The organism is Chamaesiphon minutus PCC 6605 (assembly GCF_000317145.1).
Taxonomy (GTDB): domain Bacteria; phylum Cyanobacteriota; class Cyanobacteriia; order Cyanobacteriales; family Chamaesiphonaceae; genus Chamaesiphon; species Chamaesiphon minutus.
Genome location: NC_019697.1, coordinates 5,354,063 through 5,374,239, shown reverse-complemented (window position 1 = coordinate 5,374,239; position 20,177 = coordinate 5,354,063). Strand labels below are relative to the sequence as shown.

The 20,177-nt window shown below is 44.5% G+C and carries 26 protein-coding genes, 1 tRNA gene and 1 pseudogene; 14 read left to right on the top strand and 14 right to left on the bottom strand.

The window, feature by feature from the left end:
- Nucleotides 1-553: 553 nt before the first annotated feature.
- The 8 genes from CHA6605_RS24530 to gmk all read left to right on the top strand — a co-directional run bounded on the left by CHA6605_RS24530 (nt 554) and on the right by gmk (nt 5,310).
- On the top strand, nt 554-1,423 hold the full coding sequence (locus CHA6605_RS24530) for a hypothetical protein (RefSeq protein ID WP_015162074.1): 870 nt from the start codon (nt 554-556) through the stop codon (nt 1,421-1,423).
- Nucleotides 1,424-1,444: 21 nt separating this feature from the next.
- The gene (locus CHA6605_RS24525; protein WP_015162073.1) at nt 1,445-1,915 is read left to right on the top strand and encodes a 2Fe-2S iron-sulfur cluster-binding protein; all 471 of its coding nucleotides are present in this window, start codon (nt 1,445-1,447) and stop codon (nt 1,913-1,915) included.
- A 117-nt stretch (nt 1,916-2,032) separates the two neighbouring features.
- Nucleotides 2,033-2,761, top strand: coding sequence for a V4R domain-containing protein (locus CHA6605_RS24520; RefSeq protein ID WP_015162072.1), 729 nt, complete (start codon nt 2,033-2,035; stop codon nt 2,759-2,761).
- Entirely contained in the window at nt 2,758-3,090 is a 333-nt protein-coding gene (locus CHA6605_RS24515) for a hypothetical protein (protein WP_015162071.1), read from the top strand. The genes CHA6605_RS24520 and CHA6605_RS24515 overlap by 4 nt, the downstream gene beginning before the upstream one ends.
- A gap of 89 nt (nt 3,091-3,179) precedes the next feature.
- A complete protein-coding gene (locus tag CHA6605_RS24510) occupies nt 3,180-3,647 on the top strand; it encodes a globin family protein (RefSeq protein WP_015162070.1) in 468 nt (155 codons plus the stop codon).
- 57 nt (nt 3,648-3,704) lie between these two features.
- Nucleotides 3,705-4,349, top strand: coding sequence for a hypothetical protein (locus CHA6605_RS24505; RefSeq protein ID WP_015162069.1), 645 nt, complete (start codon nt 3,705-3,707; stop codon nt 4,347-4,349).
- Nucleotides 4,350-4,390: 41 nt separating this feature from the next.
- Nucleotides 4,391-4,627 carry a 2Fe-2S iron-sulfur cluster-binding protein gene (locus CHA6605_RS24500; RefSeq protein WP_015162068.1) on the top strand — a complete coding sequence of 79 codons (237 nt, stop codon included), beginning with the start codon at nt 4,391-4,393 and terminating at the stop codon, nt 4,625-4,627.
- Nucleotides 4,628-4,758: 131 nt separating this feature from the next.
- Nucleotides 4,759-5,310 (top strand): guanylate kinase, encoded by a 552-nt coding sequence (gmk, locus tag CHA6605_RS24495; RefSeq protein ID WP_015162067.1) that lies wholly within the window; start codon nt 4,759-4,761, stop codon nt 5,308-5,310.
- A 139-nt stretch (nt 5,311-5,449) separates the two neighbouring features.
- Here gmk and CHA6605_RS24490 read toward each other — a convergent pair whose 3' ends face one another.
- From CHA6605_RS24490 to lpdA, 11 genes and pseudogenes are all read right to left on the bottom strand, one after another.
- Nucleotides 5,450-5,677, bottom strand: a complete 228-nt coding sequence (locus tag CHA6605_RS24490; protein ID WP_015162066.1) for a hypothetical protein — start codon at nt 5,675-5,677, stop codon at nt 5,450-5,452.
- A 97-nt stretch (nt 5,678-5,774) separates the two neighbouring features.
- Entirely contained in the window at nt 5,775-7,058 is a 1,284-nt protein-coding gene (gene serS, locus CHA6605_RS24485; protein WP_015162065.1) for a serine--tRNA ligase, read from the bottom strand.
- Nucleotides 7,059-7,127: 69 nt separating this feature from the next.
- The gene (locus CHA6605_RS24480) at nt 7,128-8,075 is read right to left on the bottom strand and encodes an asparaginase (RefSeq protein WP_015162064.1); all 948 of its coding nucleotides are present in this window, start codon (nt 8,073-8,075) and stop codon (nt 7,128-7,130) included.
- Between the two features lie 114 nt (nt 8,076-8,189).
- The gene (locus CHA6605_RS24475) at nt 8,190-8,690 is read right to left on the bottom strand and encodes a CGLD27 family protein (RefSeq protein WP_015162063.1); all 501 of its coding nucleotides are present in this window, start codon (nt 8,688-8,690) and stop codon (nt 8,190-8,192) included.
- 13 nt (nt 8,691-8,703) lie between these two features.
- Nucleotides 8,704-9,102 carry a ribosome silencing factor gene (rsfS, locus tag CHA6605_RS24470; protein WP_015162062.1) on the bottom strand — a complete coding sequence of 133 codons (399 nt, stop codon included), beginning with the start codon at nt 9,100-9,102 and terminating at the stop codon, nt 8,704-8,706.
- A 95-nt stretch (nt 9,103-9,197) separates the two neighbouring features.
- On the bottom strand, nt 9,198-9,779 hold the full coding sequence (gene yqeK, locus CHA6605_RS24465) for a bis(5'-nucleosyl)-tetraphosphatase (symmetrical) YqeK (protein WP_015162061.1): 582 nt from the start codon (nt 9,777-9,779) through the stop codon (nt 9,198-9,200).
- Between the two features lie 322 nt (nt 9,780-10,101).
- Complete coding sequence (locus CHA6605_RS24460; RefSeq protein WP_015162060.1) at nt 10,102-10,500, bottom strand: helix-turn-helix domain-containing protein; 399 nt, start codon at nt 10,498-10,500, stop codon at nt 10,102-10,104.
- On the bottom strand, nt 10,484-10,738 hold the full coding sequence (locus CHA6605_RS24455; protein ID WP_015162059.1) for a type II toxin-antitoxin system HigB family toxin: 255 nt from the start codon (nt 10,736-10,738) through the stop codon (nt 10,484-10,486). Before CHA6605_RS24455 ends, CHA6605_RS24460 begins: the two co-directional genes overlap by 17 nt.
- Nucleotides 10,714-10,986 (bottom strand): annotated as a pseudogene (locus CHA6605_RS24450) (DUF6745 domain-containing protein); the annotation flags it as partial. The pseudogene CHA6605_RS24450 and the gene CHA6605_RS24455, both read right to left, overlap by 25 nt.
- Before the next feature lie 186 nt (nt 10,987-11,172).
- Nucleotides 11,173-11,592, bottom strand: a complete 420-nt coding sequence (locus CHA6605_RS37370) for a leucine-rich repeat domain-containing protein (RefSeq protein ID WP_015162058.1) — start codon at nt 11,590-11,592, stop codon at nt 11,173-11,175.
- A 353-nt stretch (nt 11,593-11,945) separates the two neighbouring features.
- Nucleotides 11,946-13,379 (bottom strand): dihydrolipoyl dehydrogenase, encoded by a 1,434-nt coding sequence (gene lpdA / locus CHA6605_RS24440; RefSeq protein ID WP_015162057.1) that lies wholly within the window; start codon nt 13,377-13,379, stop codon nt 11,946-11,948.
- A 405-nt stretch (nt 13,380-13,784) separates the two neighbouring features.
- Here lpdA and CHA6605_RS24435 point away from each other — a divergent pair, with 405 nt between their 5' ends.
- Nucleotides 13,785-14,102, top strand: a complete 318-nt coding sequence (locus CHA6605_RS24435) for a thioredoxin family protein (RefSeq protein WP_015162055.1) — start codon at nt 13,785-13,787, stop codon at nt 14,100-14,102.
- A gap of 166 nt (nt 14,103-14,268) precedes the next feature.
- Here the strand turns inward: CHA6605_RS24435 and CHA6605_RS24430 are convergent, their stop codons facing one another.
- On the bottom strand, nt 14,269-14,538 hold the full coding sequence (locus tag CHA6605_RS24430) for a DUF3493 domain-containing protein (protein WP_015162054.1): 270 nt from the start codon (nt 14,536-14,538) through the stop codon (nt 14,269-14,271).
- A 57-nt stretch (nt 14,539-14,595) separates the two neighbouring features.
- On the opposite strand from CHA6605_RS24430, the gene CHA6605_RS24425 reads away from it, so the two are divergent.
- Nucleotides 14,596-14,667 (top strand) — tRNA-Thr (locus CHA6605_RS24425).
- A gap of 224 nt (nt 14,668-14,891) precedes the next feature.
- On the opposite strand, the gene CHA6605_RS24420 is transcribed toward CHA6605_RS24425, so the two are convergent.
- Complete coding sequence (locus CHA6605_RS24420; RefSeq protein WP_157260096.1) at nt 14,892-15,950, bottom strand: PEP-CTERM sorting domain-containing protein; 1,059 nt, start codon at nt 15,948-15,950, stop codon at nt 14,892-14,894.
- A 635-nt stretch (nt 15,951-16,585) separates the two neighbouring features.
- Nucleotides 16,586-17,659 carry a calcium/proton exchanger gene (gene cax, locus CHA6605_RS24415; RefSeq protein ID WP_015162052.1) on the bottom strand — a complete coding sequence of 358 codons (1,074 nt, stop codon included), beginning with the start codon at nt 17,657-17,659 and terminating at the stop codon, nt 16,586-16,588.
- Between the two features lie 293 nt (nt 17,660-17,952).
- On the opposite strand from cax, the gene CHA6605_RS24410 reads away from it, so the two are divergent.
- From CHA6605_RS24410 to psbF, 4 genes are all read left to right on the top strand, one after another.
- Entirely contained in the window at nt 17,953-18,351 is a 399-nt protein-coding gene (locus CHA6605_RS24410) for a rubredoxin (protein WP_015162051.1), read from the top strand.
- Between the two features lie 22 nt (nt 18,352-18,373).
- Nucleotides 18,374-19,372: a photosynthesis system II assembly factor Ycf48 gene (locus CHA6605_RS24405; protein WP_015162050.1), complete on the top strand. Its 999-nt coding sequence runs from the start codon at nt 18,374-18,376 to the stop codon at nt 19,370-19,372.
- A 212-nt stretch (nt 19,373-19,584) separates the two neighbouring features.
- Nucleotides 19,585-19,839 carry a cytochrome b559 subunit alpha gene (gene psbE, locus CHA6605_RS24400; protein WP_015162049.1) on the top strand — a complete coding sequence of 85 codons (255 nt, stop codon included), beginning with the start codon at nt 19,585-19,587 and terminating at the stop codon, nt 19,837-19,839.
- A 198-nt stretch (nt 19,840-20,037) separates the two neighbouring features.
- Entirely contained in the window at nt 20,038-20,172 is a 135-nt protein-coding gene (gene psbF / locus CHA6605_RS33220) for a cytochrome b559 subunit beta (RefSeq protein ID WP_015162048.1), read from the top strand.
- The last annotated feature ends 5 nt before the right edge of the window (nt 20,173-20,177 follow it).

Genomic DNA, 20,177 nt, shown 5'->3' with positions numbered 1-20,177 from the left:
TTCCCTGACGATGCGAGCTGATAGTTGCTTACATATAGACTGTACGCGCTAAAAAGAATAAATACGTATGACGTGTGTCACTTTTTTTACATTAGCTCGATCGCTACTGTCGATCGAGCGATAGGAAATCAAATTCTTGAAGCTCAATCCCAGAGTAAGTTTCGGTTTTCAGGGATCGACTATGTTGCCGTTTGTAAACTTCTCCGTGTATATTTAGGGTAGTTATATGTAGATTTGTAATGGACAGTTGTGCTAGTGGCACATGGAGCTAGTGCGTTAGAAATTTGAGATATACATACTTATCGCCCTTCAAGTTACCCTCAAGATCGAGATCGCATCATTCGCTAGCCAGCAGGTAGTCGAGCGAGAACAGATGTTGTCAGCTAAATCTGTACGCAAGTGCGATTTAACAAACGGATGTGGGCATAATAATTGAGATGTAACCTGCGTCATGGGGTAGACGATTACTATCCTCTAAGGATCGAATATTTTTAAGACGATAAATATTTGTGCTACCCTGATAATTTCTATACTAACTGTTACATAGAAAGAGATGCATACTAGTATTCAAGTTGAAAATATGACAGATGCCACTCTGCCGATAATGAAAATTTTATTAGCCGAATCAGATACCGCAGAAGTCGCTCGCATTAAATCGACTATCGATCCAGAATTTCAAGGTGGAATTCAGATCGTCAAAACTTATTATCAACTTGTAGAAAGTGTCGTCAGAGAAGAATATCAATTAGTAATTTTAGGAAAAATAGACAACTCCAATTACTCTGAGATCTCCAATAAATGCCATCAAGCTAGAAAGAGTTTACCAATTGTCTTACTCTCTTCACAAGGTAAAATCATCGATTCTTTTCGCCAATTAGTAAAAACTTGTGGCTTGGCGGATGTGATTAGTAGAGACTCTGGTACTTTAAATCAACTAATAAGCGAACTAAATGCTATTCATCAGCGATCGAGTAACAAGCTACTAGGAACGCCGACATATACCGATCCAGAACATCTACCTAGCGAGCCGAGAAGAACTGGCAAACTGACGAATCAAGCTGCGGAAGCACTACCAAAGCCGAAGATATCTGGTCAGATGGTGCTTGCTGCCTTGGAAGAGATTGTCACCCTTAGCAATAATTACTTTGGCCCTCTAGCACAGGGTAATTACTGGCGCAAAGCACACGCACGGTGTGTTGAAGAATCTCTATTTATCCAGAACTGGTCGGCAGATCACTTTAGCAAACTCAGTTGCCATGAGAAAATATTAGAGCAGGAATTAACAGCCGAAAATATCCGTAGCCTGCGCTTATGGGTCCAGTTTTTTATTGAGGAGTGCGAGCGGATTATCGTTGACTTTAGATCGATATTAAATAATTCTGCGCTCTCGCCAATAGCAACATATCTTTTAACTAAAACCTAATTACAATCAACTAAGTATCTTATGGCAACAGTCACCATCACTATCGAAGGCAAGCAAGTAGAAGCCGAGCATAATTCTACGCTGTTATCCGTTTTTAAAGACCATGATATTCTCGTCAACCAAATCTGTGGCGGACAGGGGATGTGTGCTTCTTGCCATTTTTTTGTTGTGGATGGTGTGGACTCATTGACCCAACCAACGACACAAGAACAGATGACATTGCAGTTTACCAAAATCGACCGTCCTGGGGCGAGATTGGCCTGCCAATCTCGTGCCATCGGCGATGGGATTGTCATCGAGCTACCGATCGGCACTTTTGTCGAATCAGAGCGGGATCTAGAGACTAAGATCGGTAGAAAAGCAGACAAAACACTGATTCATCCCATGACAGGTGAGGTGCTAGTCGAAGCCGGAAAATTGGTGCTGAGATCGGCTTTAGAGAAAATGAAAGAATCTAGTAGTAAGTTTGCCGACTATTTATCGAAAAGATAGCAATAATCCCATAAAAATTGGGATAAATAAGTAAAGCAGAATATATCCTGGGCCGATACTGCTAATTGTGCAAACTACCGTGGAGATCGAGACCGATAATTTAAACAAGAGCTACCTATGACATCTAATATTCAAAGAAAAGTTTTTCAGAATCCACCCATTCCGATTCACTCTACACGGGACGTCTGTCACTACAGTCGCGCCGACTTTTACGATTTTGATATGGAACGGGGCAAGATTACCGACTATCATCGTCAACGCAATTTATTAGTTGGCGAAGACTTCATCGTCTCGCTGCTCAAAGGACTAGAGCATGAAGTGGGCGAAGCTGCTGGCTGGTTGTGCTATCAGATTGGCTATGAGTGGGGCAAAGAGGATGCCGTACTATTTCAATCCTGGTTTCAGGAATTCTATGGCTTAACTCTAGAAACATCCAATCTGGGATTTGCGATGGAAACCTGGTGGTGGCCATATACGGCGCAGGGTTGGGGTGCTTGGTCTCCCAATCTAAGTAATAGAGACAGCGGCTTTTTCTATGTCGATTTGTATGATTCGGCAGTTGCTAAGTCTTTAGGATATATGGGCAAACCAGTTTGCCATTTATATGCAGGTATTCTCGCTGGCTTTTTTAGTATCGCCTTCGAGCAAAATCTTTGCAGTACAGAAATTCAATGCTATGCAATGGGCAATGAATTTTGTCGGTTTTTATTGGGTTCGGAAGAACGAATCCAAGTTGCCGAATTTTGGATTGCTTCTGGAGCCAATGCAAATGAAATTGCCGAGCGTTTTGAAGCTGGAGAAATGGAACTCGAACCACAATCATCGGTCGCAGCAGGTGTCGTATGAAAAGTCGCAAGCATAGTAAGTTAAAAAGACATCCTTTAGTCCGTTTTATTCGCGGCATCTTGCGTTTGATGAGGGTTGTATTCAGACCCAAACGGAGAAATCAGCAGGCCATTCACAACGAGCGACAGCAGCGACTTGCTACCGAATTAGTGCAGCAACAAGAGTTAGCGCAGCAACTCGAATTAGAACACCGCGAGCGCGAGCGATCGATTACGGTTGGCGCGCTCTTAGACCGAGTCAAATGGCAGGTTCCCGAGCTAACAATCGTGCAAGAGCAAGTTTCCGATCGTCGTGCCGTCACTCGGCCCCATGACGTTTCTAGAAATTAAATCTCACAGTTAAGATTTCTAGATTGGTAAAGATATTCATCGAGCATATCTTTCAAAATTACATTCGATCTATACGGAGTTATGAGAACATGATTACATTGTTAGAAGCATTAGTTGATGGTGCCGATGGCTCTTATGCCAGTAAGCAAGATCTCCGCAAGTTAGAGCATGTTATTTCTTCTTGGGCAGAACGCAAAGAGGCTTATTTAGCGATCGAAGCTAAAGAAAAAGAGATTCTCGATCGAGCCATAAAAGCCATGGAAGATAGCAAAATTTTTCAAGAACAAGCAATGAACGCTCTAGGTGTCGATCGCTGCCGTCGCGATATGACTTTAGGATTGAGAGCGTATTCTTTGGCGATGCTCTTGCAAGATGAAGAGATGTTAAAAGAGCGTTTTATTCACTGGCAGAAAAATATCTTGCAAGCGATGGGATTTAGACATTATCAAGGATATAAGTTCTTGTTAGAAGCAATTTATGTCGAATTACCCCAGGCACATGCAGATTTATTAAAGCCATACATCAAAATCGCCCAAGATGCGATCTCTGCTATTTAATTCGATCGGCAGACGATCGATTCTATCCGCTCACCCCGATTCTCTAATTCCTAAATTATGAACGCCTCTACAATTCGCATTCCAGCAAATTGCTTTAATCCTAAAGGCTATGTTAAATCTCACCCAGCTTCGGGATTGCTATCTACACGGCATGGAGATCGCTTGATTGCCGTACCGGAACTATTATTACGGAGCATTCCCAAAACCTTGCGTGCAGAAGCTGGCGAAGCTTCTTATTTAGCTCTATATACCTTTGGCGACAACTGGGGCAAAACTTTTTGCAATCGGGTGATGCAGGATATGGTCAAATACTACAGCCAGCCGATCGCCGACACGATTGCCGCCGAGTTTTTTGTCAACGTTGGTGAAGCATGGGCCGTTCATGGGTTGGGTAGACCCTCGATCGATTTTAGTTTGGCCGAACGGGGACTATTAGTAGTCTCGATCGCCAATTGTGGCATCGGTGGCGGGATCGAGATCGATGCTAGTGCAACGTATCGTTCATTTAGCCTCGAAGCTGGTTTTCTGGCAGGTTGGTTTTCGGCACTAACCAACCAAAAGCTCAAGGCATGTGCCAGTAATTGGAGTGAATCCCCAGCATCGCTTCAGTTTTTAGTCGGTAGCACATCACATATCGAATCGATCGAACGTTCCCATCTCGATCTCGGCATGTTAGATCCCGACACCCTCAACTCCCTGTAAACTTCTCTGTCAGTCTCCCCTCCCCCCATTCCCATAAATTTATGTCCGTAACCGTCTTATTTATGCCAGAGCGAGTCACTACCCTCGCTCAACCAGGGGAGCCTCTACTTAATGCTGCCGAGCGCGCTGGCATAGCGATTCCTACTGGGTGCTTGAAAGGTGCTTGTTTTGTCTGTAGAGTGGCAATTGAAGGGCATGATAATCCCATTCGGGCTTGTATTGCCACCGTACCCAGTGATGAATTATCGATCGTCCATCGCTATGCAATGCCAAGTTAGTTCCTCGACCGCTTGCGAAGTCCTCGATCGAGAGTACAATGCGGATTAGTGCCACGACGATCGCCTCTTGAGTATTTCCTGAGTAGCGATCGTCAGGACTATCTAATATCCATCCAATATCCAAAATCTAAATGACGGGTAGATCGATCGTTTTAACTGGGCCTAGTGGTGTCGGCAAAGGGACGTTACTCAAAGCTTTATTGGCAAGGCGTCCCGAACTATATCTATCGGTTTCTGCTACAACCAGATCGCCTCGTGAAGGGGAGATAGACGGCGTACATTACTATTTCTATAGTCGCGATCGATTTGAAGCAGAGATTGCGGCTGGAGCACTTTTAGAATGGGCGGAGTTTGCAGGTAACTATTATGGTACGCCGATCGCGCCAGTGCAAGCGCAACTCGATTTAGGCCGCTCTGTTATTTTGGAAATCGAATTAGCTGGAGCCAGACAAGTCGCGCAGATCTTTCCGACTGCTTTACGAATTTTTATCTTACCGCCAGATCTCCAGACGTTGGAAATGCGGATTCGCGATCGCGGTACTGATTCTCCAGAGGCGATTCTCCGTCGTCTGGAGCAGGCGAAAGTAGAAATTGCAGCACGAGATGAATTTGACCATCAGATCGTCAACGACGACTTCCAAACTGCTTTAGAAGAACTAGATAGTTTGGTTACTAGTGCTTAATCGGGAAGGATGATTGTGGTGGATTTACTGGTGCGATCGAAACCCAATTCTGGGGATTGTCTTGACGCACGTAACCTGGCGGAAACCTCCATGTCGATGCATCGACATACAATCGCAATGTGCTTATCCCAAATTCGGATTAATTAACGATCGCGAGATCTCTAATCAGCAAGAGTTTAGAGGCTACGTAGTCGTCGAGTCTTTGGGCTTCGTCGGGAGCGAGTACGATGCGCTCTTTGACTTTTTGGGCGATCGCTTCAGACAAATCTCGATCGGGCAGTGAAAGCAGTATCTGATAGTTAAATTCTAATACTGATTTCCAGATTAAGCGCAACACAGAAGGACTGACTGTAGTACTTTGATTCATGTCTTCTCTCAAAATCTTAATCTTTTCTTTATATTACCTCCTTTTTTCAATAACACTCCAGATACCTGCTTAGAAGTGGGATAACGTTGATATTTTTTTACAATACCGATCTGCCGAGATAGGATTGCAAGACATCGGGGATCGCGATCGAGCCGTCGGGTTGCTGGTAGTTTTCGAGAATGGCTGCCATCGTCCTACCTACGGCTAAACCGGAGCCATTGAGAGTATGGATAAATTGAGTACCTTTTTTGCCTGTTTCTTTGAACCGGATGTCGCCACGACGGGCTTGGAAGTCGAGGAAATTGGAACAACTGGAAATTTCGCGATATTTGCCAGCAGAAGGCAACCAGACTTCGATGTCATAGCATTTTGCCGCGCTAAAACCGAGATCTCCGGTACAGAGGGCTAGGACTCGATAGGGTAGCTTGAGAGCCTGGAGGATGGCTTCGGCGTTGTTTAAGAGAGCTTCGTGTTCCTGCTCGGAGGTGTCGGGATGAACGAATTTGACTAGCTCGATTTTGTTAAACTGGTGAAGTCGGATCAATCCGCGCGTATCGCGTCCCGCACTACCAGCTTCGCGGCGGAAACAGGGAGTATAGGCGCAGTGATGGATCGGGAGTTGTTCGCTATTGAGAATTTGTTCGCGATAGAGATTGGTAACGGGTACTTCGGCGGTGGGAATCAACCACAAATCATCATCGGCACATTTGAAGCCGTCTTCGGCAAATTTGGGGAGTTGCCCGGTTGCCGTCATCGACGCGCTATTTACCAGGATCGGGGGGCTGACTTCTGTATATCCAGCCGCAATCTGTCGATCGAGCATGAAGCTAATTAAGGCACGTTCGAGAGCTGCACCCGCACCAACGAGTGTGACAAATCGACTTTGTGCGAGTTTGGCACTACTCTCAAAATTTAAGATTCCTAATTTCTCGCCAATTTCCCAGTGGGGTAGAATTTGGGGATTGGTGGGTAGATATTCTTCACCCCATTTGCGGAGTTCGACGTTGTCATCTTCACTTTTGCCGATCGGGGTAGTGTCGCTGGGCAGGTTGGGTAGTTGTAAGATCAGGGTGTGAATCTGGGCTTTGAGTTCGCGCTCGGCTGGCTCTAGTTCGGCTAACTGCGCTTTAACGGTATTTCCTTCCTCTTTGAGGGCTTGAATTTCGGGCGAGTTAGGGTCGATTTTAGCTCTCATTTTTTCGCCGACGAGCTTACCGATTTCGTTACTGCGGGCTTGTAACTGACTGCGCGTAGATTCGAGTGCGCGCTGCCGTCCATCCAGGGCGAGAATGGGTTGGATATCATAGGCACCCACTCCTCGGAGATCTAGTTTTGTCTGTACTAATTCTGGATTTTCTCGAATCTGTCTAATGTCCAGCACCGCTTTTACTCTATCTACATATACATACTTCGCTAAATCATAGCTTAGATCCCCTCACTGAAGATCGGATCAAACCATTGCTAATTCACCCGCTACATCCAAGCGAGTATAAGAACCGATCGACAAGAATTGTTCGGTGAGAATTTCGGAGACTGCGGGAGTAATCCAGCCCATCTGATGGAGGAGCTGAATCGCGGCGGCATATTTAGCGCGTTTGGAGCCATCATTAGACTTGATGGTTAAGCCCATACCTTCGCCGACTCTGCCGATACATTGAATCCCTTCTGCGCCTGCTTTGCTTACTAACTCGCCTTGAGTGAGTTGCATCAGTTGGGTGTCAAATCGCCCCGTCCCAGCGATCAGTTCGGGATGATGAGTCATCGCGCGTACGATTCGCTCTAGATCCAAACTTTCGCCAGAAGCCAGATAAGCATAGAGCGTCGCCATCTGCGAGATCGGCATTAGATAGACAGGCGCGCCACAGTCGTCATGGACGCCAATAAACTCATCTGGGGGCATTTTGAGGATTTCGGCAAATTTGCTCAAAATCAGTTTTTGGAGGGGATGGTTGCGCTCTAAATAGTTAGCTAGCGGCCAATTGTGCGCGCGACAAACTGCCAACATCCCTGCATGTTTGCCAGAACAATTGTGCTCTAGGGGGCTAGTTTTATCAGACGGGATCGGACATTTAAGGGCGTTGGTGTCGATATCAGCTCGCCAGAGAATATTAAAAACTTGACGAGTGTGAATAATTTCGGCGGCATGAGAGCTGCACATTACGGCCAAGTCTCGATCGGTTAGCTGATAACGTTCTAAGATCCCATTGCTCGTGACGGCGATCGCTTGAAAAGGTTTGAGAGCCGAGCGAATGAATGTCGGATGTTCGGCATCTCCCGCAACCGATAAAACGCGCCCGCGACTATCGCAAACGACGGCTTGAACTTGGTGAACGGATTCGATAATTCCTTCTCGTAATAAGCTGACAGTTAGTGCTGGAGATTTAGTACGTTGAGCCATTATTAAATTAATTGATAATTGATAATTGATAATTGATAACCTGTAATTATCAATCTTAGAGACTAATTTAATCTCGATCGCGCCGAGTTTTGATGGCCTTATGGTAGTTGTTAATTAATAAATTAAGAGCCAAGAAATAATAACAGCGATGGTTGCGCCGATCAGTGTAAAAAAAGTATTTTTAATTCTCGCGAGGATTGGTTGGATTTCATAACTGACTAATAGGCGATCGCGGGTGAGAATTTCTGGCGTTTTCAGCCATGTTTGGCCATCATACCAACCTGATTCTTCATAAAAAATCGATTCTCCATACAAGCGATTTTTTACATAAATCCAGCCCAGATACAATCTGACGGTAGCTAGCATCACAAAGATCGAGCTACCGACGATCGTGCAAATCCCAAATTGGATTGGGTATTTGGCGATCGGGAAACTGGCAGCAGCCAAAGGAGCTGTAACGATTAAGCTCCAAATTCCCACCCAAAGTAATTTCGTAATATACTTACCTGGATCTAATTTTACCCAACCAAAAAACCAAGAACTCTGTAATTCTTGATACTCGTTAATTGGTTGTTGCTCTTTAGGAACCGGACAAAAAGAAGAAGAATTACTCATCGATCGCATTCGTCTAAGAGGCTTGTGGTAATGGTACGACCTGACCGTGACCCCAGAAAGCTTCGAGGTTATAAAATTCTCGTTGTTCTGGCATCATGATATGGACAATGAGATCGCCATAATCTAGCAAGATCCAACCACCGCGATCTTGACCTTCGGTGCGTAATGGCAGCCGCTGTAACTGTTCCTCGATTTTATCGATAATCGAACCAGAAATCGCCCGCAATTGTACCTTAGAAAAACCCGATACGATCAATAAGTAATCGGCAAGTGTCGATACTTGCGAAATATCGATTAGTAACATGTCTCCAGCTTTGCGATCGTCTGCGGCTTCAGCCGCGAGGAATGCGAGTTGTTCGATCGTGTGTTCGGTAGTCTGATTTGTGTCTGTCAAAGTTGCGGTTTCAGTCATTAAAAAAGTAGATAGTTGGATAGCGAACAGTGGATAGTGATATTAAAGAAAAACTCGAGTTTCTACTTTAATAACTTCTCTAGTCGATCGATTCATCAAGTCACAACTGCTGCATGACTCATCGTCATCGCCCAATTGCGGGTACGAATGGTGCGGGGATGGATGAGACAACGGGTAGATAGCAAATATTTGAGTGAATAGTCACAGGTATGCCAGACAGCTCGATGTAAATCTTGATAACTGAGTTGACGTAGAGCTTCTAATTCTGGCGTATCGCCGCGTCCGGCTTCGAGCGTATCGGCTAAAAACACGATACAACTCATCGCACCCATTCCTGGCCTGCCCAAGGTATGATCGGCGATCGCTTGGAGAATTTCGGGATTGGTGATGCCAAACTCGTCCCGCGCGACAATCGCGCTGACATCGGCATGTAATAAGTGTGGGGCGGCTATATCCACTTCATCGATCGGTAGTCCTTCGGCTCGTGCGAGTTCTAATAAACGTTGGGGTTTGAAATATTTGGCCAAATCGTGCATCAATCCGGCTTGGGCGGCGATGTCTGCATCTAGCTGGTAATGTGTGGCAAGCTCGATCGCCATCCGTTCCACTCCTAGTATATGCTGGATTCGTTTAGGAGGGACGTTTTCATTCAACCAGGCGAGAATCTTTGCGCGCACGTTCGATTTTTGGCGATAAGGTTACCTCTTCTATTCTAGCGGCATTACCTCTGGAAGGCGATCGATTTAACAATTTTAATAGGACTAGAGGCGCGGTTGCCTGGAGACTGAAGTCTCGGCTGGTGATGCAAAGTCCGCCTGCGCGGACTAAATAAATTGATTAGTCTGCGCAGGCGGACTTCGTAACACTAGCCCTGATTTCAATTGTGGGCGATACTGGAACGAGCCAAGATAGCATCAAGTCTGCACGCTAAATTTGTCGGCATGAATGCCATGATTTACCCATGCGAGCTTCGAGCTAACTCTCTAATATCGAAAGATGTTAAATAAATAAACTAGGAGATACCTTAAATAAATCTCCTAAAATTTTCGCTTGGGCTTTGCTAATAGCTAGCTTGCCATTAACGATCTCCGATACGACACTACTCGAACCCACAATCTTCACTAAATCCGATTGGCAAGTACCGCTAGCTTCCATAATATGCTGAAGTATTTCATGAGGCTTCGCTACAGGCAAGGCATAATGTTCGCTTTCATACGCTTCGATTAGTACTACTAATAAGCGATAAACAGCTCTCTCTTCTGGTGTTTTATTCTTGGTAAATGTCAGCCGTTCGGCAATTGCCAACGCTCGATCGTATTCTGCTTCTGTTTCGATAACTTTAGGGCTAATCTCTGCCAGCAGATTGTTGTAAGTTCTATCGTCAAAAGTAAGGGTCATTTTTCCACTTCTCCTGATCATATTCGGTATGAGTCAACAAGTATTTATAGTAAATTGTCATGTCTTCATAATCGATTCCTACAATTAGACGATAATTATTACCTTTGATATTAAATACTGTAAAATTCCCCACTGCATCGGCACTACGGTAGATTTGTCGCACATTATCTAAGCTACGCCATTCTGCTTGCTTGATAGTTTGGTACCACTCTTCTAATGGATGCCATGATTTACCCAAGTAATTGCGGCTTCGGCATTAGTCATTTCTGGCGGTACGCGCAGGATATGAATATGTCCCGTCGAGGGACAAGTCATCTTGAGCAATACCATCGGCTCATCCTCAATATAGGCATCGATTTTGAGCAAGTTATATTCTCGCCAAGTGTCAAGATCGATCGCGTCTAGTTCCTGACAGATTCGATCGTAACCAATTTGTTGAATTAATACTCGTCTGATTTCAGCATTTTCTTCATCTAACAACCATTTGGGATACCGTTCACTCGAATTAGTCCAATATCTATTGGGGAGATCTAGATATAAAAAGCTGACTTCTTTAAGTTTTGGTAGTGCTTGTACAACTACCACATTAAAAATTAGATTCAAATCTAAGCTGATTGAGCCTAGATTGGAAAGATTGACAACACTCTTTGGTAAACTACTAAGATTGTTTTCCTATAGACCTAAGTCAACAAGGTTGTAAAAATTACCAAAACTATCTGGTATGCGATTGAGAGAGTTACAGCCTAAGTGTAACCATATTAAATTTTTAAGATTGCCAATACTCTCTGGTAGATATGTAAGAGAGTTAGTCCCTAAATATAGATAAGCTAGGTTAGTAAGACTGTCAATACTCTCCGGTAAATACATGAGATGATTATCTTCAAAAGATAGTCTAATCAAGCGGGTGAGATTACCGATATTTTCTGGTATACTACTAAGCCAATTATCCGTGACATTTAGTGTATCTAATTTAGTCAGTTTGCCGATACTATCCGGTAATTGAGTGAGTTTATTCCCAGTTATGTTTAAGCTTGTAAGAGTATAAATATTTCCAATGCTATCGGGTAGTCGAGTGAGTTGTTTATAGCTCAAATCTAGTTCAGAGACTCAATCTACCCTCACCTGCTCGATTATTTTCTCTAATTCCTCTTCGGTCACGATCGATCCTCCCATATTCCATCATCTTAAAATACCCAAAAATTCAGGGTGCCTGCAAAAGACACCCCCGACGTGATAAATAAGAGATTATTCAATGTAAATCGACTTGCTTCGTTCATAAACCGCCCTGAAATGGAATTGTATCCTTCGGATAGGCTACGCCAACGGGCTAACGTGCAAAAGTCCATTGAAATGAACTAAATAAATCTAACAGTCCACTGAAGTGGACTTATGCTCTTAGCCCCGAATTTATTCGAGGGCGGTTGCCGAACGTAGCCAGCCAGCAATTAGTGAACCCCAGCAGCACGTTTGTAAGCTTCATCCAATACCTCAGACAGAGTAGGATGAGCGTGAACGTAGGTGGCTAGATTATGGATCGAATTGCGTTGCGCGATCGCATTAGACGCTTCATGAATCAGATCCGCCGCGTGCAACCCGATAATGTGGGTACCCAATACTTCGCCAGTATCCTTACGATAAATCACCTTCGCCATGCCGTCGGCTTCACCTTCAGCGATCGCTTTAGAGTTACCTTTAAAATAACTTCTTACCGCTGCGATCTCAAATCCGCCAGCAGTAGCCGCTTCCTTGGCTTGGGCTTCCGTCATCCCCACAAAGCTAATTTCGGGATGGGTAAATGCAGCAGCGGGGATACTTTGATAATCGACTTCTTTCGATCGACCGCAGATATTTTCGACAGCGATAATCCCTTGAGCGGAGGCGGCGTGAGCCAACATCATTTTACCCGTCGCATCGCCGATCGCCCATAGGTGGGGAACGGGTTTGTCGTCGATTAAGACCTCTAGCCGATCGTTCACCGGAATGAAGCCTCGGCGGTCGAGGGCGACCCCAACAGCTTCTAAATTAAGGTTTTTGGTATCGGGAATCCGACCCGTCGCGACGAGGCAGGCATCGACCTCTAAGATTTCGACGACTTCTTTAGTTTTCGCGTCGGCGAGTTCGATGACGACTGGCGAACCAGGGATGACCCGTTTGGCGAGCAGGCTGGGGCGAGCGTCGATATCGCGCGGATCGATTAAAATCCGTTTGGCTAGTTTGGCAATATCGGTATCGAATCCCGGCATCAATTGGTCGAAGAATTCAATCATCGTCACTTCCGAACCCAATGCGGTATAGACATCAGAAAATTCCAACCCGATGTAGCCGCTACCGATAATCGCGATCCATTGGGGCAAGGTTTCTAATTTAATCGCATCGTCACTAGTAAATACCGTTTTACCATCGACTTCAATTCCAGGAGGGACAAAGGGAATCGAACCGGAAGAAATCATCACATCTTTGGCAGTAATAAATTTCTCACCTTCAGGTGTCGTCACGCTGATTTTTTGACTGGCAACCACTTTACCCCAGCCGCGAATCACTTCGACATTCAAACGTGTCAAACTATTTGTCAAGTCGCCGCGCAGCTTCGAGACAAGATTGCTCGCATGAGCGGCAATGCCTTCGCGATCGAAATTGACATTATCTACCTGAATCCCCATCGCCTTAAGATGGTGCGCATTCCGCATTTCGCGGACTCTACCCGAAGCGGCGAGGAGTGCCTTGGAGGGGATACAACCGCGATTGACACAGGTACCACCCATATCTCCCGCTTCGACGATCGCTGTCTTCAGACCGCAACTGACAGCGTGGAGCGCGGCACCATGTCCGCCTACACCCGCGCCGATAATTACCAAATCGTAGTCAAATTGTTCGCTCACGTTGCTATATCCTCGTTGATGCTGACTCTCTATTTTCCCTCCGACCGATCGCCCTTGTAAAGGATCGATTTCCGCCAAGCGGCTATCCAACCGATATTTTTGGGTTATCCGAGCGACCCGATCGATTCTAGCAACCAGAAGACTCCAGTAGAAACGATGTAAAATGGTAGCAGATATAGTGCATTAATTGCTAAAAAACACATTGCATCCATCCCAACAAATATCATAATGATAAAAGATAGTAAAAATATCTTATTCTCATTTAGCAAAACTTGCACTTAACTAAGCCTCTAATTACATAAGATTTACGATCTATCTCTCGATCGTCTCCCTCGTTTTCGATCCCAGGAGCGTGGTAAGCTTATTGAAGCTGACGATCTTAATTTGGAGATGTTTTAGACAAAAATGGCTGAATTTATTAAAGATGAAGCAGAATTTAATTCTCTGTTAGGATCGGCAAATGTATTGGTAGTAGACTGTACCGCTACTTGGTGTGGCCCCTGTAAATTAGTGGCACCATTAATCGATCGATTGGCAGCAGAGTATGGAGATCGCGCTCAAATATTTAAGCTAGATGTCGAACCAAATCGAGACTTAGCCAAAAGTTTGGGGATTAGAAACATTCCCGCTGTCATCTTTTTTAAATCTGGTGAAAAAATTGAAACGATCGTGGGAGTTAAGTCCTATGAAGACTTTAGTCTAGCTGTAGAAAAGTTACTATAACAGTATTCTCATTTCTTAAAACTCGCTCTTATCGAGTGGATTTAAATTAGCTAATGATAGACTACAAAACGAGATGCTGACTCGATTCTCGTTCCGTAATGCCAAAGGCACGGCTCCGCATTGGCGGAGCGTTTGCCGTTGCAAAGAGGCTACGCCAACGACAAAACTAATCTTTGGCTTTATCGATCCGCAACAGGAATACCATCAAGGCAACGACACCAACCTGGATGGCAAGATTGGGGATTGTGGTTTCCAACTCTCTACCTGCGAGTAGCTTGAAGAAGAACACTAACCCACCGACAGCACCAGAAATCGCGCAACTGACATACACAAACTGACGCAAGCCTCTAAATGGCGATTTTGCCTCTGCCTGAAGCCGACGCCAAAGTTCTGGATCGATCGAATCGGGCTTTGGTTTTGGCTTTAATTCTGTCATTTTGTTCTCAAGTCAATTTATAATAATTGTTTGGGGAGATCGATCGCGCCCAATCCTGCCGATGTGGCTCAGTGGTAGAGTAGTTGATTCGTAATCAATTGGTCGTGGGTTCAAATCCCATCATCGGCTTACGCAAATTCTCACATTAAATGTCGCTTTTGACACACTAGTGTCGTCGAGCGTCAATTTTTTCCAAGCATCTCATACTGATATTATAACGATCGAACAACCTCCTCGCGCGATGCAGAATCAAGCTCACAATATTGGCACACAGCACAAAGCACCAGATTAATTCTAGAAATCGTTCCCGAAATCCATAAATCGATCTGGTGCTCTAATTCGATCGGCTAAATCTACAATTTGTTAGTAGCTTTCAATCTTTTTCTCATCCGGAATGCCGTGCCAGCACCGATGAGCGTTCCCACGATCGTAAAAGGTTCGGGAACTGCGGTGGGATCGCTTGGTGGTGGTGCGTTAACTCCTGCTCTGGCGGTAATGTTGATACCAGCAAAGAAGATATTATCGTCGTTTGAAGGATTGAGCGTATCGATCTGAATTTGGGTGTTGCCAGCAGCTAGAAACGATTTAATCGAGTAAAGTTCATCATCAGGCTCGGTATTACTATTGGGATTGAGGGGATTACCAGTGCTATCACCAAGACCACCGATTGTTATCAATCCCCCATTAATTAAACCACCATCATCAGCACCGCCAGCCGCAGTAGTCAATCGCGAGCCGTTAACATCGACTCTAGAGAATTGACCGCTCGCTCCTCCTGCACTAAAACCGATACCTAAAGACAGCAATGCTTCAAAATTCGGATTTGAGAGTTGAGTACTCGTGAGCGGATCGGCTAAATTGACAGAGGTCGTGTCACCTAATGGGTTAGTGAAACCATCCAGGAAAGCGATCGTCCGTTCTAGCTCATTTGGGTTGCTATAAACAATTGCCAAGGCTTCACCGTCAATGCTGGCACTGGGATTCTCACTCAAGACGGAAAAGATGAACTCTAGAGGACTTCCAGTTCCAACTTTAGCGGCAACTTGATTAGTAACGTCTGTGCGAAAAGCTGTTAGGCTTCCCGAAGAAGCTGAGGTACTACCAAGATTAGTCCAGGCTGCACCACTGTAAGTAGTTCCATCAAAGTTAACATTTGGGACAAATGAGTTATTGTTAAGGTTAGTACTACTATAAAGAAAAGCTTTTTCAATTCTCGAACCCACTGGCACAAAAGCACTAATATTCCCTACCGGATTGATATTACTGCCTACACCATCAAGCGACCAATTTCCATTGCCATTAAATTGATAGGAAGTTAGTAGTGCAGCACTCGCATTAGGGGCTTCAATCGCTCCGAATCCTAGCACTATGCCCGATCCTAAAGCTAAACTTAAGATTCTTTTGAATTTCATTTGGATAAATTTTTGACTGCCAGAAGTTAATGCGTAAAACAGAAAATAGCTTGATGAAAAATTTAACTTAAATACAGATTTACGCATTCGACGACCAGTCAGCTAGCAGAGTTTTATCTCTAGCGATGGTCTTTGTTGAGTGGTAAGCATTTTAATTACACTATGACGCTTTTAAGCTAAACAAGGCACATATGTATTATGTTAATGCACGACAATCTTACCAACTTCAATTAAATTTGGAGTCAGTATAATGGCTTATTGTTGATGTGTATTAACACACGTTGACGATCGAGAAAATCATTTTTCTTACATGGCATCGATCGATATCTCTCAATTTTCAGGTTTAATAAATAATTAAATTCAGCCTGCAAATCCTTGATGTACGGTGGATTCAGCATAATCGATCGTCAAGTACTTTCAAGATATCCGGTTTGCCTAAAATTTATCTCTTTGTCAAATTCAAATAAGCATAATAGCTTACTTATTTACTGTATTCATACGCTTTAATGCTTAGAATTCTCTAGTATAGCAATCCTAAATGATTCATGAGATTTATTCTTCGGTGCGTTCCGCTGTCGCGATAACACACCCTACTATCTTCTTCCAAATCAAATAGGACTGCTATAGATGCGATTTCAAATCGGTAAAAAGTAGAACGCCGCCGCTAAGATTAGATAAGTTGCGAGCAACAATATACCTTCAAGCCAATTCGATCGACCGTCAAGACTAATTAAATTAGCAACGACTACTGCAACTCCAACTGCGACAACTTCAAAGGGATTGAAATTCAACTCCATCGGTTGGCCGATCGCGTAGCCGACTAATACTAACAAGGGTGCCATTAATAAAGATACTAATAAACTCGAACCCATCGCGACTGAAACAGATAGATCCATATTATTTTTAACAGCTACTCCTACCGCTGTTACGTATTCTGCGGCACCGCCAACTAAAGGTAAAAGAATTACACCTGTAAATAAGGGTGTCAAGCCCAAGCCTTTAGTTGCTGATTCGACAACGCCGACAAACATTTCTGATTCGTAAGCAACTGCTAAGGTGGAAATAACTAAAATCGATAACCACAAGCGCAAATCTGGCTTGTGTCCGGTAGCTTCCACTTCTAGATCGACCAAGCTGACATCGTATAAGTAGCTATGAGTTTTGAGCGAGAAAACTAAGGTCATTGCATAAACTGCGATTAAAATAATTGCGACCGCGATCGAGAGTTCTTCGACTGCAAATGTCTCAGATTGGTTGGCTGAATAAAATGCCATCGTCGGCAGTAAAATAGCAATTACAGCTAGCGTCATCGAAGAGCCGCTTACTTGTGCCACGATCGGTTTAAATTCCTGTTCCTTAAACTTCAATCCACCCAAGAACATCGACAAACCCATTGCTAAGAGCAGATTACTAATAATCGTGCCCGTAATACTGGCTTTGACAATATCGATCAGTCCCGCCTTCAGCGCGACTAGTCCAATAATCAATTCTGTCGCATTACCAAATACGGCATTTAGCAGCCCGCCTACGGAGGGGCCAGTAACGATTGCTACTTCTTCTGTCGCCGTACTCAACCAGATGGCTAGGGGCACTATTGCCAGTGCTGAGGTGATAAATACGACTAGATCTCCCCAATGCTGAGATTCTGCCGCGATCGAAATTGGCACAAAAATGAGTAATCCGATGGAGATGATTTTTTTGATGGACATAGGGGTGAATGGGTCGATGGGTGGATGGGTAAATGAGTGGATGCTTCGGCACGAGGCAGACACGAAGCTCAACGACGTTGCTAAAGCTTCAGGGTAGACGGGCTTGCACTGTTCGCGCGTCTTCGGAGGAGATACGAAGCCGAAGTATGGATGGATGGTCAGACTGGGAGCATTGTATTCTCAATCCGCAATCCGCAATCCCCAATCCGCAATCTCTATCAAACTTCGTCATAATATGCCAAAATTTGTAACAGTATATTAATAATTACCTCATATTAAAAAACTAAGTTGTTATGAACGATAGCGAACGAGATATTTCTAGCAGCCCAGAGGAGCAATCATCTCCGACTGGTGACGCAAGTCCTAAAGTCGCACCGGGAACCACCGATGACGATCGATTTGAGTGTCGCGCCTGTGGCTATACATACGATCCTAACAAGGGCGATCCCAAAAACAAAATTATTGCGGGTACGCCATTTACAGTATTACCCGTGACCTGGAAATGCCCTACCTGTGGTGCCAAAAAAGGTGCATTTACCAATGTCGGTACCACGGCATCTTACGGATTTAAAGAGAACCAGCGGTATGGATTTGGGGTTAATACCATGAGTCCAGGACAAAAAAGTTTGCTGATTTATGGGGGACTCGCATTAGGCGTTATCATTTTCATCAGCCTATATACGTTGAATTAAACATAATTATCCTCCGCAAAACATGAACTTGCTTAAAAAAATTCTCAGACAAGCTGCTACACTGCTGGCAATCGGCATCTTGTGCGTCAGTTGCAGCCACATTCAGCCATTAACCGATAGTCCTTGGAAACCAATTCAGCTCCCCACTGAGTCCAATATTCAAGATTTGACCTTTACTAGCAATCCCCAACACGGTTGGGTAGTCGGTAGCGATGCAGCGATCTTGGAAACCAATGACGGTGGTAAAACTTGGGAAAATCGCAAGCTAGAATTAGATAGCAGTAAGTATCGCTTTACTTCAATTAGTTTTGCTGGTGACGAAGGTTGGATCGTTGGCGAACCCGCAATTTTGCTCCATACCAAGGACGCTGGCAAATCTTGGGAACGGATTGCCCTCAGTTCTAAATTGCCAGGAATTCCGGCAACTATTAAGGCAATAGGAGAAAACTCGGCGGAAATGACTACCGATATTGGGGCGATTTATGCGACTCAAGATGCAGGTAAAAACTGGAAATCGCTAGTTAGTGGTGCTGTGGGTGTCTTTCGGACGATTAATAGATCGCCTGAAGGCAAATACGTAGCTGTCTCTGCCAAAGGTAATTTTTATTCTACTTGGGCACCAGGTCAAGAATCTTGGGAGCCGCACAACCGCAATAGTTCGCGCCGAGTCTCGAATATGGGATTTGCCGATGACGATCGGTTATGGATGCTCGCCAGAGGCGGACAACTGCAATTTAGCAGCCCTGGCGCGACCGACAAGTGGGAAGAGGAAGTGTTTCCCGCACAGAAGACCAATATCGGTTTGCTAGATCTGGCCTATCGGACGCCAGGAGAAGTCTGGGTTTCTGGTGGGAGTGGCGATTTGCTCGTCAGTACCGATAGTGGTAAAACTTGGCTCAAAGACTCGAATGTAGAACAGGTTCCATCCAATCTCTACAAGATTTTGTTCTTTAGTCCCGATCGCGGTTTTATCATCGGTCAAAGGGGCATAATACTGAAATATCAAGGGGAAGCGGCTTAGGAGAGGGAGCAGTGGATAGTAGATAGTGAATAGGCTTTAGGCTTTAGGCTTTAGGCTTTAGGTGCTGGAGTAAGGTTTTACCCATCTACTCATCCACCCATCCACCCATCTATTTACCAATTAAATTTCTCTCATTTAGCGATCGCATTTCTTTAAGGTTATGATATAAACTGTATCGAGTAAAGATATTTAAAATTGGGAGTACATTAGGTATGGCAGGTGGATCGACCGGAGAACGTCCATTTTCGGACATCGTGACCAGTATTCGTTATTGGATCATTCATAGCATCACTATTCCGGCATTGTTTGTTGCTGGCTGGTTGTTCGTTAGCACTGGTTTAGCATACGATGCGTTTGGCACCCCTCGTCCCGATGAGTATTTCACTCAGACTCGCCAAGAGTTACCGATCGTATCCGATCGATTTGAGTCTAAAGGTCAACTCGATAAGTTCGTTCAAAAGAAATAAGCGGCTCGGAACCGATCGATTTGAATCTTAGGATTGACTCGCTCGGCTCGTCATAGAGAAAATATCTGTATCTCTCGACAGGTTCGCCTATTGCGATCGAGAATCGATATTGTCGAGTATGAATTGATACTCGATCGATAACTAAAAATCGATAACATAACCTCAACCAAAATTTCCTGAATTTTAGGAGCAAAACTAATGACTAGCGGCGGCGGAAATCAGCCTATTTCATATCCAATTTTTACAGTCAGATGGTTGGCTGTCCACACTTTGGGCGTACCAACTGTATTTTTCATTGGCGCAATTGCGGCCATGCAATTCATTCAAAGATAGGATTT